The sequence below is a fragment of the Saccharopolyspora sp. SCSIO 74807 genome (assembly GCF_037023755.1).
Classification (GTDB): domain Bacteria; phylum Actinomycetota; class Actinomycetes; order Mycobacteriales; family Pseudonocardiaceae; genus Saccharopolyspora_C; species Saccharopolyspora_C galaxeae.
This window is the reverse complement of sequence record NZ_CP146100.1, coordinates 4,402,618-4,417,518: the sequence shown is the minus strand read 5'-3', so window position 1 is coordinate 4,417,518 and position 14,901 is coordinate 4,402,618. Positions and strand designations below refer to the sequence as shown.

Below are 14,901 nucleotides of genomic sequence, written 5' to 3'. Positions count from 1 at the left end.
CCCTGCGCGGAAGGGAATTCGAGCATGAGCACCGCACTGGAAGGTGTCCGGGTGCTGGACATGACCCACGTCCAATCCGGACCTTCGGCGACCCAGATCCTGGCCTGGCTGGGCGCCGAAGTCGTCAAGCTGGAATCGCCGACCGGCGACATCACCCGAACGCAGCTGCGCGACGTCCCGGACGCCGACAGCCTCTACTTCACGATGCTGAACTGCAACAAGCGCAGCATCACGCTGAACATGAAAAGCACCCGGGGCAAAGAGATCTTCTCCGATCTGGTGCGCGGTTGCGACGTGCTGGTGGAGAACTTCGGCCCCGGCACGGTGGACCGGATGGGGTTCGACTGGGACCGGCTGCGCGCGCTGAACCCGCAACTGATCTACGCCTCGATCAAGGGCTTCGGAGACGGCCCCTACACCCACTTCAAAGCCTACGAGGTCGTGGCGCAGGCGATGGGCGGATCGATGTCCACCACCGGGTTCGAGGACGGGCCGCCGACCGCGACCGGTGCGCAGATCGGTGACTCCGGTACCGGTATCCACACCGTCGCGGGCATTCTCGCCGCGCTGCTGCAACGCCAGCGCACCGGGCAGGGCCAGCGGGTTTCGGTGGCGATGCAGCACGCCGTGCTCAACCTGTGCCGGGTGAAGCTGCGCGATCAGCAGCGGCTCGCGCACGGCCCGCTGCGCGAGTACCCGAACGAGCAGTTCGGCACCGAGGTACCTCGCTCCGGCAACGCTTCCGGCGGCGGGCAGCCCGGCTCCGCGCTGCGGTGCGACCCCGGCGGCCCGAACGACTACGTCTACGTCATCGTCCAGCCCGCGGGCTGGGCGCCGATAGCGGAGCTGATCGGACGTCCGGAGCTGGCCGCGGATCCGGACTGGTCCACACCGGAAGCCCGGCTGTCCAAGTTGGACAAGATGTTCGGGCTGATCGAGGAGTGGACCAGGCAGCACGGCAAGTGGGAAGTGCTGGCGCGGCTGACCGAGCGGGGCATCCCGTGCGGTCCGATCCTGTCCACCCGCGAGCTCGTCGAGGACGCTTCGCTGGCCGACAACGGCATGATCGTCACCGTCGAACACCCGGAGCGCGGCCCGTTCCGCACCGTCGGCTGCCCGATCAAGCTGTCCGACTCGCCCGCCGACGTCACCAGATCGCCGCTGCTGGGCGAGCACAACGAGCAGGTCTACCGGGAATTGGGCGTTGGCGCGGAAGAACTCGCCGAGTTGAAGACGGACGGAGTGATCTGATGGGCCACGATGAGCAGACCGTGCGGCGAGTCCTGGACGCCGCGCTCGGAGAAGGGCGCAGCGCACTGACCGCGCCGGAGGGCAGAGCGCTGTGCGGGGCCTACGGCATCCCGACCGCCGCCGAAGCCGTGGCCGACTCGGCCGAAGAGGCGGTGGCGCTGGCGGCGGAACTCGGCGGCCCGGTAGCGCTGAAGATCGTCTCGCCGGACATCCTGCACAAGACGGACGCAGGTTGCGTGCTCACCGGTGTGCGGGGTGCTGCGCAGGTTCGCGAGGGTTATGCGCGGATTCTGGCCAATGCGCGGGAACACGATGCCGACGCGGAAATCGACGGCGTTCAGGTGCAGCAGATGCTCACCGGCGGGCACGAAGTGATCGTGGGCGCGACCACCGATCCCACGTTCGGCAAGGTCGTCGCCTTCGGACTCGGCGGCGTGCTCGTCGAGGTGCTCAGAGACGTGACGTTCCGGATGGCCCCGCTGGAGAAGTTCGAAGCGCGCGGAATGCTCGACGACATCGCCGCGGCCGATGTGCTTCGCGGAGCTCGGGGCGCCGAAGTGGCCGACGCCGATGCGCTCGCCGGCCTCGTGCAAGCGCTGTCCGAACTGGTCACCGATTTTCCGGAGATCAGCGAGTTCGACCTCAACCCGGTGTTCGCCTCGGCAGGTGGCGCGGTGGCGGCCGACGTCCGGGTGCTGCTCGATCCGGACGGCACCGCGCAGCCGCACCGCCATTCCCGGCAGGACATCCTGCACGCGATGAATCGGCTGATGCGGCCGCGCAGCGTCGCCGTCATCGGTGCGTCCAATGAGGACGGCAAAATCGGCAACTCGGTGATGCGCAACCTCACGGCCGGTGGCTACGGCGGCGAGATCCTGCCGGTGAACCCGAAGGCCGACGAAGTGCTCGGGCGCAAGGCATACCGCAGCGTGCAGGACGTTCCCGGCGAGGTGGACGTCGCGGTGTTCACCGTTCCCGCGAAGTTCGTCCCCGCCGCGCTGGAGGAATGCGGCGCCAAGGGCGTGGCCGCGGCCGTGCTGATCCCGTCCGGGTTCGCCGAGACCGGCAACGCCGAATTGCAGGACGAGGTCGTCGAGATCGCGCGCAAGCACGGGATCCGGCTGCTCGGCCCGAACATCTACGGCTACTACTACACCCCGCACGACCTGTGCGCGACGTTCTGCACGCCTTACGACGTGCGCGGCGGCGTCGCGCTGACGTCGCAGAGCGGTGGGATCGGGATGGCCATCCTCGGGTTCAGCCGCACCACCAGGACCGGGGTGTCGGCCATCGTCGGGCTCGGCAACAAGTCCGATGTGGACGAGGACGACCTGCTCACGTTCTTCGAGCAGGACGACAACACCAAGTGCGTGGCCATGCACCTGGAAGATCTCAAGGACGGTCGCGCGTTCGTGGAGGCCGCGCGCCGCATCACGGCGAAGAAGCCGGTGGTGGTGCTCAAAGCGGGCCGGACCGCGCTCGGCGCACGAGCGGCCGGCTCGCACACCGGCGCGCTCGCGGGCGATGACAAGGTCTACGACGACATCCTCCGGCAGTCGGGAGTCGTCCGTGCTCCCGGCCTCAACGACATGCTCGAATACGCCCGCGGTCTGCCGGTGCTTCCGACGCCGAAGGGCGAGAACGTCGTGATCATCACCGGCGCGGGCGGTTCGGGAGTGCTGCTCTCGGACGCGTGCGTGGCCAACGGGCTGCGACTGATGGACATACCGTCCGATTTGGACGAGCAATTCCGGCACTACATCCCGCCTTTCGGCGCGGCGGGCAACCCGATCGACATCACCGGCGGCGAGCCGCCGAGCACCTACGAGGACACGATCCGGCTCGGGTTGCGGGATCCGCGGGTGCACGCGCTGATCCTCGGCTACTGGCACACCATCGTCACGCCGCCGATGGTCTTCGCCGAACTCACCGCCCGCGTGGTGGCCGAGGCCCGCGAACAGGGCATCGACAAACCGGTGGTCGCCTCGCTGGCCGGTGACACCGAAGTGGAACAGGCCGCCGAGCACCTCTTCGACCACGGGATCGCCGCTTTCCCTTACACGACGGAGAAACCGGTGGCGGTGCTGGGAGCCAAGTACCGGTGGGCGCGCTCCGCCGGGCTGCTCGGCTGAGGCCCGGTAGGAACTCTGAGCTGACAAGGAGGCGACCCGGAATGGAAGCCGACAAATCCGCGTCGTACGGCGAAGCGGAACAGGAGCCCGACTTAGCGCCCTCGGCGCGTGCCCGGCCCGGGGTGTGGCGGGCCGGGAAGCTGGAGGCGATGCCGATCCGGCCGCTGCCGGACGCACCGCCGTCGATCCACCTGCTCGGACCCACCGTGTTCCTGGTGGCACTGGGCGTCGGCATGGGCGAGTCCTACATGTGGCCGCGCCTGGTGCTGGTGTTCGGCCCGGAGATCCGCTGGCTGTTCCTGATCGGCGTCACCTTGCAGGCCGTGGTGATGCTGGAGATGGCGCGGTGGGCGATGGCCACCGGCGAGAGCATCTTCACCGGAGCGGCCCGGTTGGCGAAACCGCTGATGTGGTTCTTCTTCGTCACCGCGATCGCCGTCTACATCTGGCCGGGGCATCTCTCGGCCGGTGCCGCGGCACTGGAGAAGATCACCGGGCTGCCGTGGGTGGTTTCGGCCTGTGCCGGGCTGATCCTGGTGGGCGTGGTGTTCAGCCTGGCGAAGGTGATCTATTCGCTGCTGGAGAACGTGCTCAGCGTCCTCATCGGACTGCTGGTGGTCGGCACCACCGTGGTGGCCGCGATGGCGGGCAACCTCAGCGACCTGTCCAGCACGCTGACCGGGATGCTGCACTTCGGCTACTTCCCGCCGGAGGCGATGTCGGCGACCTGGTTCCCCATCGTGGTCGGCTCCGTCGCGTTCGCGGGACCGTCCGGAATGCAGCAGATGTGGTACACCCTGCACCTGCGGGACAAGGGCGCCGGAATGGGCGCGCACATCCCCCGGATCCGCGGTCTGCGGCACGCCGACGAGGAAGAGACGATGCCCTCGCGCGGGTTCATGTTCGACACCGGCGACCCCGCCGAGATGCGCAAGTGGAAGGGCTGGCGGCGGTGGGTCACCTTCGACGCGTTGCTGCTGTTCTGGGGCGTGACCATGCTGGTGACGATCGCGTTCACGGTGCTCGCCCAGTCCGCGGCGCGGCGCAACCCGAACGTCGCCGAGCTGATCGAGTCCGGTGACCGGGACGCCGCGCTGGGTGCCATGGCCGACTCGTTCTCCGCGGCGGGCGGATCCTGGATGGGCTCGGTGTTCCTCGGATTCATCGCGCTGATCGGGCTCAACGCCACGCTCGGGCTGTTCGACTCGTTCTCCCGCGGGCAGGCGGACATGACCCACCACTTCGTGCCGGGCGCACGCAGGTTCCGGATTTCGCACCTCTACGCCGGATTCCTGTGGGGCGTGATCGCCTTCGGCATCCTGGTCCTGCTGTTCGGGCCCGCGGACGGGCCTGCCGCGGTGCTCGACGTGCTGGCATTCCTGTCGACGTTCGCGATGGGCGCGTACTGCGTGGTGCTGCTGCTGGTGAACAACCGGTTGCTACCGCGGCCGATCCGGCCGCGGTGGTGGAACAACCTGATCATCGGGTTCGGCGCGGTGTTCTACCTCGGCATGCTGTTCTACAGCCTGTTCCGCTTCGGCGTGGTCGTGAGCTGAGATGAGCGACGCCGGAACGAACCGAGCCGCGCGGATCGGGCGCACGGCCGAGATCGCGGTGCCTGGAGCGTTGATCGGGGTGCTTGCCGGTGGTTTCGCAGGGCCGCTCGCGGCGATGGCGCAGCAACCTCCGATGTGGACGGTGGTGACGACGCTGGCGCTGATGCTGCCGCTGGGCGTGCTCGGCGGCGGGCACGGCGTGCTGCTGGTGACCGGGCTGGCGCGGCCCGGGATGTTCGCACCGGTAGCGCTGTACTGGCTCGCCGGTTTCCCGCTGGCCCGCTTGGTGCACGAGGTGGCGACGCGCTGGGTGTTGGGCGGTTCCCCGGGATTGCCGGAGGCACCGCTGGGTTTCCTGCTCTACCAGGCGCTGCTCGGGACCGGGTTCGCGATCGGGTTCCTGTGGCTGCACGAACGGCTGGCGCCGCACTGGTTCCTGCGGATCGCCGCGCGCAACGAACTCGCGCGGTCGCTGCTGCAGCAGTACGTCCAGCAGGTCGAACGGGTTCGCAAGCGCTGATGCGGCCGCGGGTTCGGCCGATGCTGCGCCGAACCCGCCGTCGTCACCGCTCGCCCGCTCCCTGGCGCTGCCGGGGCAACGCCGGGTCCGGGTGCACCGGCAGGCCGACGGGCCGATCGTGCCGCCTGCGGCGGCTCGATTCGATCGCCGTGGCGGTGAGCATCCCGAGCATCCGCCCGTCGGCGCCGTGCCCGCGCGGCAGCTCGGCGACGGCGCGCAACAGATCCCGCAGTCTTCGCATGGTGGTTCGCCTCCTCCCGACAGTGCATACAGTATGCTAAACCATCGCGATCCACACCGCTTGTGAGTCGACCGACACCGGACGGAGCAACGCTGCGCACGCCAGTAGACTGGGGAATTCCGGCCTCGTCTGTCCCCCGAGCGAGGCCGGACTCCCGACCACAGGACCTTTTCGATGGCACGACAACCCGGGTTCCCCGAGCCGCAGCGGGATTCCCCGCACGGTGTGGACCACTACGACGCGACGTTCGCCCGTGACCTGCACTGGTTCCAGCGCCTGCGCGAACAGCTCGCCGAACTCCCGAGCACCGACGAACCGCGCGACGGCTGACGAGTTCGTGCAGCGAGCTTCGGCGGTTGCGGCCACGGCGACCCCCACGCCGTGGCAACTATTTCTGACCTGACGCCGCCCGCCGGACTCACTCGGCCCCCGGTTCGGGGACCGTTTCGGCCACCAGATGCGCGGCGAGCAGGTCCAGCAGGAAGCCGGAATCGACGGGCTTCGTGACGCATTCGGTCGCGCCGCAGGACAGGCTCTGCTCCCGGTCGCCCTTCATCGCCTTCGCGGTCACCGCGATGATCGGCAACTGCTGGTGCCGCGGCATCTGCCGGATGGTGCGGATCGTGGAATTGCCGTCCAGTTCCGGCATCATCACGTCCATCAGCACCACCGCCACGTCGTCGTGCTCCTGCAGGGCGTTGAGCCCGGCGATGCCGCTGTCGACGTAGACCACGCGCAGCCCGTGCTGCTCCAGCAGCGCGCTGAGCGCGTAGACGCTGCGCGGATCGTCGTCGACGACCAGCACCTTCTGCCCTTGGAAGCGCAACAGCGGCCGCTGCACGGCGGTTTCCGGCGGTGCGTCGCCGTCGGCGGCATCGGCGTCTTCGCCCGCACCGAACGCGCCCGGTTCCCAATCCAGCATCGGCGGGTCGATGCCTTCCGCGGTCACGTCGTAGTTGACCTCGGCGCTGGTCGGCGCCGCCGACCGGTCCGGTACCGGGACCGGACCGCGCTGTTCCGGCACGTCCCGCGGCTCCTGCGCACCGCCTTCCGGGGTTTCCGGCGGCAGGTAGAGCGTGAACTCGCTGCCGGCTCCGGATTCGCTGCTGACGCGCAGTTCCCCGCCCAGCAGCGCCGTCAGCTCCCGGCTGATCGACAGCCCCAGCCCGGTTCCGCCGTAGCGGCGCACGATGGTCCCGTCGCCCTGCTGGAACGCTTCGAAGATCCGCTCCAGTTTTCCCTCGGGCACGCCGATTCCGGTGTCGCGCACCGAAAAGGCCAGCACACCGGGAACTCCGCGCAGCGATCCGGGCGCGTCCGGCCCTGCCGGGACGATCCGCAGCCGCACGGAACCCTGCTCGGTGAACTTCAGCGCGTTCGACAACAGGTTGCGCAGGATCTGCTCCAGCCTGCTCTGGTCGGTGTGCAGCGTGCCGGGCAGCTCGTCGGCGAGTTCGACCGCGAACTCGAGCCCCTGCTCCTCGGCCAGCGGCCGGTACAACGACTCCAGATGCCCGGCCAGCGCGGCGATTTCGGTGTCCGCGGGCAGCACCGCCATGTGCCCGGCTTCCACTTTGGACAGATCGAGCACGTCGTTGATCAAGCCGAGCAGGTCGGTGAGCGCGCCGTGCATGGTCCTGGCCAGATCCACCTGCTGCTCGGTGAGATTTCCGTCGACGTTGTCGGCCAGCAGCCTGGCCAGCATCAGCGAACTGTTCAGCGGCGTGCGCAGCTCGTGCGACATGTTCGCCAGGAAGTCCGATTTGTAGGCCGACGCCTGGGAAAGCTCGCCCGCGCGTTCCTCCAGCTGCTGGCGGGCCTGCTCGATCTCGCTGTTCTTGATCTCGATGTCCCGGTTGCGCGCGGCCAGCTGCGCGGCGTTCTCCTCCAGCTCGGTGTTGGAGCGGCGCAGCTCCTCCTGCTGCTGCTCCAGTTGTTCGGAGCGGGCCTGCAGTTCGCTGGCCAGGTGCTGGGATTCGCTCAGCAGCTCCTCGGTGCGCGTGTTGGAGACGATCGTGTTCACCTCGACGCCCAGCGTCTCCTGCAACCGCTGCAACAGATCCAGGTGCAGTTCGCTGAACTCGTGCACCGAGGCCAGTTCCAGCACCGCGAGCACCTGGTTCTCGAACAACACCGGCACCACGGCCACCGCCGCGGGCGCGGCCTCGCCGAGCCCGGAGCTGATCCGCAGGTACTCCGGCGGCGCGCCGCGCACCACGATCGTGCGGCCATCGATCGCCGCCTGGCCCACCAGCGACTCGCCCAGCTCGAACCGCTCCGGGACACCATCGGGCGGCAGGCCGTAGGAACCGGCGCGCTCCAGCACCACCCCACCGGGCACGTCGTCGCCGGTCCGGGCCAGGTAGAACGCGCCGCACTGCGCCGAAACCAGCGGCACCAGCTCGCGCATGGTCAGCGAGGCCAGCGCGGAGAGCTCACCCAGCCCGCGCACCAGCCCGGACATCCGCGCCAGGTGCGTCTTGAGCCAGTCGGTGTCCTCGTTGGCGCGGGTGGTGGCCGCCAGGTTCGAGATCATCGCGTTGACGTCCTCGGTGAGCTCGGCGACCTCCCCGCGGGCTTCCAAGGTGATCTGCCGCGTCAGGTCGCCGGTGGTGACCGCGTTGGCCACCGACGCGATCGCGCGCACCTGGGTGGTCAGGTTCCCCGCGAGCCGGTTGACGCTGTCGGTGAGCTGTTGCCAGGTACCGGAGACGTCGGTGACCTCGGCCTGGCCGCCGAGCCTGCCCTCGGTGCCGACCTCGCGGGCCACTCGCGTCACTTCGGCGGCGAACCCGGACAGCCGGTCGACCATGGTGTTGATGGTGGTCTTGAGCTCCAGGATCTCGCCCTGCGCGGCCGCGTCGATCTTCTTGGACAGGTCGCCCTCGGCGACCGCGGTGGTCACCTGGGCGATGTTGCGCACCTGGTTGGTGAGGTTGCGCGCCATCAGGTTCACGTTGTCGGTGAGGTCCTTCCAGGTCCCGGCCACGCCCGGAACCCGCGCCTGCCCGCCGAGGATGCCTTCGGTGCCGACCTCGCGGGCGACCACGGTGACCTGGTCCGCGAACGCGCCGAGCGTCTCGACCATCCCGTTGATGGTCGCGGCCAGCTCCGCGACCTCGCCCTTGGTCTCCACGGTGATCTTCTTGGTCAGGTCGCCGCCAGCGACCGCCGCGGCGACCGCGGAAATGTTGCGCACCTGCGCGGTCAGGTTGTCGGCCATCAGGTTGACGTTGTCGGTGAGGTCCTTCCAGGTCCCCGCAACCCCGGCGGCCCGCGCCTGCCCGCCCAGCTTGCCCTCGGTGCCGACTTCGCGGGCCACCCGCGTGACCTCGTCGGCGAACGCGGAGAGCTGATCGACCATCGTGTTCAACGTGTCCTTCAACGCCAGGATCTCGCCGCGGGCGTCCACGTCGATCTTGCGGCTCAGGTCGCCGCGAGCCACGGCGGTGGCGATCTGCGAGATGTTGCGGACCTGCGCCGTGAGGTTGTCGGCCATCAGGTTCACCGAGTCGGTCAGCCCCCGCCAGGTCCCGGCGGCTCCCGGCACCTGCGCCTGCCCGCCCAGCTTGCCCTCGCTGCCGACCTCGCGGGCCACGCGCGTGACCTCGTCGGCGAACTCCGAGAGCTGATCGACCATCGTGTTGATGGTGCTCTTGAGCTCGCCCATCTCCCCGGAGACCGGCACCACGATGCGGCGGCTCAGGTCCCCGCGGGCGACCGCGGCGGCGACCTGCGAGATGTCCCGCACCTGGCCGGTGAGGTCGGCCGCCATCCGGTTCACCGAGTCGGAAAGGTCCCGCCAGGTCCCGAGCAGGCCGGGCACCTGCGCCTGCCCGCCCAGCCTGCCTTCGGTGCCGATCTCCGCGGCCAGCCTGCCGACCTCGGAGGCGAACATCGAGAGCTGGTCGAGCAGGTTGTTCACGGTGCCGGCGAGGTCGCCGAGCCTGCCAGGGGCGCGATCACCGGCCCGCCGGGACATCCGTTGCGTCAGGTCGCCCTCGGCGACCGCGCCGAGCACCCGCACGAGCTCGCCGGCCGGTCGCAGCAACGCGTCGGTCAGCTCGTTCATCGCCCGCTCGGCCTGCTGCCAGCCGCCCCCGCCGCCGACCTCGGCAGGATCGACCGGCCACTGCCCGCGCACGGCCTGCTCGGTCAGCCTGCTCAGCTCGGCGACCAGCCGCTGATCGCGCTCGGCCAGCTCGTTGCACACCGCGGCGATTTCGGCGTCCGGCCCGGCCACCGGCAACCTGCGGCGGAAGTTGCCGTCGCGCAGGTCCCGCAACCCGGCGAGCAGCCGCGCCCGCCCGGGGTCCTCGGCGGCCACGTCAGTCCTTGCTCCGGCCGCCCCGGTCCAGGCGCAGCTCGGTGGCCAGCACCGCGGCCTCGCTGCGGTGCCGCATGGCCAGCTTCGCCAGCAGCTGCGAGACGTAGTTCTTGATCGTCTTCTCGGCGAGGTACATCCGCCCGGAGATCTCGCGGTTGGTCAACCCCTCCCCGATCAGCTCCAGCACCTCGCGCTCGCGCGCCGTCAGCTCCCGCAGCGGATCGGCGCGTTCCTGCTCCTTGCGCAGCCAGGCCAGCATCGCCTCGGTCTTGCGCGGGCTCAGCAGCGACTTGCCCGCGCCGACCGTGCGCAACGCGCTGAGCAGCTCCTCGCTGACCACGCCTTTGAGCACGAAGCCGGAAGCACCGGCCAGGATCGCGTCCATCAACGCCTCGTGGTCGTCGAAGGACGTCAGCATCAGGCACCGCAGCTGCGGGTGCTGCGACCGCAGCTCGCGGCACAACTCGACCCCGTTGCCGTCGGGCAGCCGCACGTCCAGCACGGCCACGTCCGGTTCGGCCCGCTGGGCCAGTGCGACCGCCTCGGCGAACGAGGCGGCCTCACCGACCAGGTCCAGTTCGGGATCGGACTTCATCAGCACGGCCACGCCGCGCCGGATCACCTCGTGGTCGTCGACCACGAACACTCGTGTCGCCATCGCTCGCCGGCCCCCTGCAAGCTGGAAGACAAGGCACTGACGAGCATAAACACCCCAACGGGTTATGCGCTGGCGGCGCGGTGGCGGCGGGCGGGCAGCGGGCGGTCGTCTTCGCGGCGCCCCGCGTCGGTGTTGACCCTCCGGGAGTGCCAGTACCGCTGGCACTGCTCGCCGCAGAAGTCCTCGGAAGGTCCGGCCGGTGGGATCGGTTGACGGCAACTCGCGCAGATCGGCATGGCCGACACCGCCTTTGCGTGTCGTTCGACAGCGGCGCCCGCCATTGCACATCGCCCGCGTTGCATCCGGGTTGCGGCTCAGCTCATCTGGTAAACCCGCTCCACGAAGTGCGCCAGTTGCTCGTCGGTGATGCCGCGGGCCAGATCGGCCTCGCTGATCATCCCGGCCAGCCGGTGGTCGTGGATGACCGGGATGCGCCGGATCTGGTAGCGCTCCATCAGCGCCAGCACCTCGGACATGTCGGCATCGGCGGCGACCCAGTGCGGCGTGCCCGCGGCGACCTCGCCTGCGGTGACCTCGGCGGCGTCGCGGCCTTCGGCGCAGCAGTGCAGCACGATGTCGCGGTCGGTGAGCATCCCGTGCAGGCGGTCGTCGCGGCCGCAGATCGGCAGCGAACCGACCCGCAGGTCCCGCATCATCTGCGCGGCGGTCTGCAAGGTCTCGTCCTCGCCGACGCAGCGGGCTCCGCTGTGCATGATCTCGCGTGCGGTGGTCATGGCCTTCTCCCTTCGGGCCCCGGCTTTCTCCCTTACGGCCGGAGCGCCTGTCCGCTGGTGCTTCCCGGTCCGCCGCGACCAGCCCCGGGATCAGCCCTCCCGCATCAGGCGGTCGAAAGCGGCGTTGGCGTGCGCCCAGCCGGTGGTGATCACCTCGCTGGGCAGCTCCGGGCGCTGCGGGGAGTCCACGGTGACCACGAAACCCGGTTCGACGACCCGGCGGCGCATCAGCACCAGGTGCCCGGCCTGCGAACGGCCGATCCGCTCACCGTTGTCCCGCGCCGTGCTCTGCCCCGGTACGAGTGCGGAAGTGTCGGTATCGGACATGCTTCCAGTTGTAGTCACTCGTCCGGTGGGCCGCAGCACTCGCGGTGACAGGGGTGCGCCGATGTTGCTGCGGGAACGTCGAGGATCAGAGGTTGTGCACGGGTCAGGTGTGGACGCCCGCCGCGCGCGGGCACCCCTTGGCCGAAGTCCAGCAGCGAGCGAGGAGCGCGAATGGCAGCGGAAGACGTCGACGCGGTCGTGATCGGCATGGGCCCCGGCGGGGAGGACGCGGCGGGCAGGCTGGCCGCCGCCGGGCTGGACGTGGTCGCGGTCGAGGAGCGGCTGGTCGGCGGGGAATGCCCGTACTACGCCTGCATCCCGACGAAGATGATGGTGCGCGCGGCCGAATCGCTGGCCGAGGCCCGCCGGGTGCCCGCGCTGGCGGGCTCGTCGCAGGTGCGCCCGGACTACACCGAGGTCGCCGACCGCATCCGCGACGAGGCCACCTCCGGCTGGGACGACGGACCGGCCGTGGAGCGCTTCGAGTCCACCGGCGGCAAGCTGATCCGCGGCCGCGGCCGGATCACCGGCCCCGGTGAGGTGACCGTGTCGCTCACCGGCGGTGGTCAGCGAGTGCTGCGTGCCCGCCGCGCGATCGTGCTCAATCCGGGCACCGAGCCCGCGGTGCCGCCGATCGACGGCCTGGCGGACACGCCGTACTGGACCAACCGCGACGCGGTGCAGGCCCGGGAAGCGCCGGAGTCGGTGCTGGTGCTCGGCGCCGGCCCGGTCGGACTGGAGTTCGCGCAGGTCTTCGCCCGGTTCGGCAGCGCGGTGACGCTGGCCGAGGCCGGTGAGCGCATCCTCGCTTCCGGCGAACCCGAGGCTTCCCGGAGCCTGGAGGGCGTGCTGCGCGGCGAAGGGATCGACGTGCGCACCGGCACCAGCTTGAGCCGGGTGTCGCATGACGGTTCGGTGTTCCACGCCGAGCTCGATTCCGGAGCGCAACTGCGGGTGCAGCGCCTGCTGGTGGCGACCGGCCGCCGCACCGACCTGGCCGGTCTGGGCGTCGCCGCGGTCGGCCTCGACGAGCGGGCGCGCACGATCCCGGTCGACGAGCGGCTGCGGGCCGCGGACGGCGTGTGGGCGATCGGGGACGTGACCGGGCACGGCGCGTTCACGCACACCTCGGTGTACCAGGCTCCGATCGCCGCGGCGGACATCCTCGGGCAGGGCGGTTCGCCCGCGGACTACCGGGCGGTTCCGGCGGTCACGTTCACCGACCCGGAGGTCGCCACCGTCGGGCGGACCGAGTCCGCCGCCGCCGAACAGGGCGTCCGGGTGCGCACTGCCAGCACCGAGATCCCGTCGTCGCCGCGCGGCTGGATCCACAAGGAGGGCAACGAGGGCCTGATCAAGCTCGTCGCCGACGCCGACCGCGGGGTGCTGGTCGGTGCGACCGTGGTCGCGCCCTACGGCGGCGAGGTGGTCGGCGCGCTCGCCGTGGCGGTGCACGCGGAAGTGCCGGTGGCGAGCCTGCGGCGGATGATCTACGGCTACCCCACTTTCCACCGCGCGATCAGCGCCGCGCTGGAGGGGCTGGAGGTGTGAGGCGTCACCGGCTCGTTTCGGCTCCGCCTGCTGTTGGGAAGTCCCGGGCTCCGAACTGATTGCTGCGTGCGCGGCGGAGGCCGTTCGCGGTGCGCCGCGCCGACCACATGCGACTAGGAGGGCACCGTGACCTACGTGATCACCGAGCCCTGCGTGGACGTGCTCGACCGCGCGTGCGTGGACGAGTGCCCGGTGGATTGCATCTACGAAGGCGGGCGGATGCTCTACATCCACCCCGACGAATGCATCGACTGCGCGGCGTGCGAGCCGGTGTGCCCGGTGGACGCGATCTACTTCGAAGACGACGTGCCCGCCGAGTACGAGCCGTACACGCAGGCGAACGCCGAGTTCTTCAGCGAACTCGGCTCCCCCGGCGGCGCTGCCGAGGTCGGCAAGGTCGACCGCGACGTCCCGCCGGTCACCGAACTGCCGCCGCAGGCCGAGTGAGCCGGCGGCCCGGTCACGCCCGCCCGGTCCGCGCTCGGTTGCACCGGAGTGCGCGGTCGAGCCCCGTACGATGATGCGCGCGGATCGGGCCGGGCCGGCCCGTGGTCAGGCGAGCGGGAACAGTGGGCGCAGTGGGCACGACGGGGTCAGTGAGCGATTCGGCGAGTGACGGCTCCGCGCGGGCGCGGAGTTCGGTGCACCGCGCGGTCGACGAGATCCGCCGGATGCTGCGCGACCAGGAAATGCTGCCCGGCCAGGCGTTGCGGCAGGAGGCATTGGCCGAACGCCTCGGTGTCAGCCGCGTACCGGTGCGCGAGGCGTTGCAGGCGCTGGAGGCCGAAGGCGTGCTGCGGCACGAGCGCAACGTCGGCTACACGGTGACCCGCCTTTCCGCCGAGGAGCTGCGCCAGGCGTACCTGATGCGCGCTGCGTTGGAGGCGGTGGTGTTGCGGGAACTGCCCCGGCTCGGCGCCGAGCAGCTCGCCCGGCTCTCCGAGATCAACGACCGGATCGCCGAGGCGGGAGCGGGTCCGGACGTGCCGCGGATCATGGAGCTCAACCACGAGTTCCACTTCGCGGTGTTCCGCTGCTCCGGGCTGGACCTGGTCGTCGACGAGATCGAGCGGGTCTGGAAGCGCACCGAGGCGTACCGCACCGTCTACGTCTACGACGAGGCGGCGCGGCGGCGCATCGTCCGCGAGCACCGGCAGCTGATCACCGCGCTGCGCCGCGGCAACAATGAACGCGCCATCGAGCTGATGGACGCCCATCGGGAGGCCACCCGCACCCACCTGGGCCCGGCCTTGTCCCCCGCGCCGCGCTCCTGACAGCCGACTTCCGCCACCAGCGGTCCTTTCGTCCCGTCTGGCGGGAGCACCTGTTCGCTCCGTCGTGAGTCCCCGGAGCTGGCGGCGCGCGCACGTGCTTCCCGACTCTCGAGCGAACGGACCGTTTGACCAATCTAGTGGGACGAACAGGCCGTTCACTCCTCTCCGAGATCGCTGGGGGCGGTGACGGTCGGGCGTGTCGGGCGGGGTGCTGCGCTCCGGTTCGGGCAGCGGCGAGCGAGGCTGGATTGCATTCAATTTTGCATGGACTTCCCCCGCTGTGAGGTGCTTTACTCCCGGGTGCGCAACGCGGCGCAGCGGCAGGGAGGC

The 14,901-nt window shown here is 70.2% G+C and carries 13 protein-coding genes; 8 read left to right on the top strand and 5 right to left on the bottom strand.

Annotated elements, in window-relative coordinates; translation table 11 throughout:
• The first annotated feature begins 24 nt into the window (after window positions 1-24).
• Genes frc through V1457_RS20180 form a run of 4 tightly spaced genes read left to right on the top strand, consistent with a single transcriptional unit; the run spans window position 25 to window position 5,459 of the window.
• Window positions 25-1,251, top strand: coding sequence for a formyl-CoA transferase (gene frc, locus V1457_RS20195; RefSeq protein ID WP_338596095.1), 1,227 nt, complete (start codon window positions 25-27; stop codon window positions 1,249-1,251).
• Window positions 1,251-3,383: an acetate--CoA ligase family protein gene (locus V1457_RS20190; protein ID WP_338596094.1), complete on the top strand. Its 2,133-nt coding sequence runs from the start codon at window positions 1,251-1,253 to the stop codon at window positions 3,381-3,383. The genes frc and V1457_RS20190 overlap by 1 nt, the downstream gene beginning before the upstream one ends.
• A gap of 41 nt (window positions 3,384-3,424) precedes the next feature.
• On the top strand, window positions 3,425-4,939 hold the full coding sequence (locus V1457_RS20185; RefSeq protein ID WP_338596093.1) for an Nramp family divalent metal transporter: 1,515 nt from the start codon (window positions 3,425-3,427) through the stop codon (window positions 4,937-4,939).
• A 1-nt stretch (window position 4,940) separates the two neighbouring features.
• Window positions 4,941-5,459 (top strand): hypothetical protein, encoded by a 519-nt coding sequence (locus V1457_RS20180; protein ID WP_338596092.1) that lies wholly within the window; start codon window positions 4,941-4,943, stop codon window positions 5,457-5,459.
• 43 nt (window positions 5,460-5,502) lie between these two features.
• On the opposite strand, the gene V1457_RS20175 is transcribed toward V1457_RS20180, so the two are convergent.
• A complete protein-coding gene (locus V1457_RS20175; protein ID WP_200070662.1) occupies window positions 5,503-5,700 on the bottom strand; it encodes a hypothetical protein in 198 nt (65 codons plus the stop codon).
• A 174-nt stretch (window positions 5,701-5,874) separates the two neighbouring features.
• On the opposite strand from V1457_RS20175, the gene V1457_RS20170 reads away from it, so the two are divergent.
• The gene (locus tag V1457_RS20170; protein WP_200070663.1) at window positions 5,875-6,030 is read left to right on the top strand and encodes a hypothetical protein; all 156 of its coding nucleotides are present in this window, start codon (window positions 5,875-5,877) and stop codon (window positions 6,028-6,030) included.
• Between the two features lie 88 nt (window positions 6,031-6,118).
• Here the strand turns inward: V1457_RS20170 and V1457_RS20165 are convergent, their stop codons facing one another.
• The 4 genes from V1457_RS20165 to V1457_RS20150 all read right to left on the bottom strand — a co-directional run bounded on the left by V1457_RS20165 (window position 6,119) and on the right by V1457_RS20150 (window position 11,746).
• Window positions 6,119-10,027: a HAMP domain-containing protein gene (locus tag V1457_RS20165; protein ID WP_338596091.1), complete on the bottom strand. Its 3,909-nt coding sequence runs from the start codon at window positions 10,025-10,027 to the stop codon at window positions 6,119-6,121.
• Window position 10,028: 1 nt separating this feature from the next.
• Window positions 10,029-10,685 carry a response regulator transcription factor gene (locus V1457_RS20160; protein WP_200070664.1) on the bottom strand — a complete coding sequence of 219 codons (657 nt, stop codon included), beginning with the start codon at window positions 10,683-10,685 and terminating at the stop codon, window positions 10,029-10,031.
• Window positions 10,686-10,999: 314 nt separating this feature from the next.
• Complete coding sequence (locus tag V1457_RS20155; RefSeq protein ID WP_200070665.1) at window positions 11,000-11,419, bottom strand: CBS domain-containing protein; 420 nt, start codon at window positions 11,417-11,419, stop codon at window positions 11,000-11,002.
• A gap of 90 nt (window positions 11,420-11,509) precedes the next feature.
• A complete protein-coding gene (locus V1457_RS20150) occupies window positions 11,510-11,746 on the bottom strand; it encodes a hypothetical protein (protein WP_233627525.1) in 237 nt (78 codons plus the stop codon).
• A 171-nt stretch (window positions 11,747-11,917) separates the two neighbouring features.
• Between V1457_RS20150 and V1457_RS20145 the strand changes: the two genes are divergently transcribed.
• From V1457_RS20145 to V1457_RS20135, 3 genes are all read left to right on the top strand, one after another.
• Complete coding sequence (locus V1457_RS20145) at window positions 11,918-13,297, top strand: NAD(P)/FAD-dependent oxidoreductase (protein WP_338596090.1); 1,380 nt, start codon at window positions 11,918-11,920, stop codon at window positions 13,295-13,297.
• A gap of 126 nt (window positions 13,298-13,423) precedes the next feature.
• Complete coding sequence (gene fdxA / locus V1457_RS20140) at window positions 13,424-13,744, top strand: ferredoxin (RefSeq protein ID WP_295150718.1); 321 nt, start codon at window positions 13,424-13,426, stop codon at window positions 13,742-13,744.
• A gap of 149 nt (window positions 13,745-13,893) precedes the next feature.
• Window positions 13,894-14,571 (top strand): GntR family transcriptional regulator, encoded by a 678-nt coding sequence (locus V1457_RS20135; protein WP_338596089.1) that lies wholly within the window; start codon window positions 13,894-13,896, stop codon window positions 14,569-14,571.
• Window positions 14,572-14,901 lie beyond the last annotated feature (330 nt).

Coding starts and splice junctions, on each gene's coding strand:
- V1457_RS20170 (WP_200070663.1), top strand. CDS start 5,875: ATGGCACGACAACCCGGGTTCCCCGAGCCGCAGCGGGATTCCCCGCAC.
- V1457_RS20180 (WP_338596092.1), top strand. CDS start 4,941: ATGAGCGACGCCGGAACGAACCGAGCCGCGCGGATCGGGCGCACGGCC.
- V1457_RS20160 (WP_200070664.1), bottom strand. CDS start 10,685: ATGGCGACACGAGTGTTCGTGGTCGACGACCACGAGGTGATCCGGCGC.
- V1457_RS20190 (WP_338596094.1), top strand. CDS start 1,251: ATGGGCCACGATGAGCAGACCGTGCGGCGAGTCCTGGACGCCGCGCTC.
- V1457_RS20150 (WP_233627525.1), bottom strand. CDS start 11,746: ATGTCCGATACCGACACTTCCGCACTCGTACCGGGGCAGAGCACGGCG.
- V1457_RS20175 (WP_200070662.1), bottom strand. CDS start 5,700: ATGCGAAGACTGCGGGATCTGTTGCGCGCCGTCGCCGAGCTGCCGCGC.
- V1457_RS20155 (WP_200070665.1), bottom strand. CDS start 11,419: ATGACCACCGCACGCGAGATCATGCACAGCGGAGCCCGCTGCGTCGGC.
- frc (WP_338596095.1), top strand. CDS start 25: ATGAGCACCGCACTGGAAGGTGTCCGGGTGCTGGACATGACCCACGTC.
- V1457_RS20185 (WP_338596093.1), top strand. CDS start 3,425: ATGGAAGCCGACAAATCCGCGTCGTACGGCGAAGCGGAACAGGAGCCC.
- V1457_RS20145 (WP_338596090.1), top strand. CDS start 11,918: ATGGCAGCGGAAGACGTCGACGCGGTCGTGATCGGCATGGGCCCCGGC.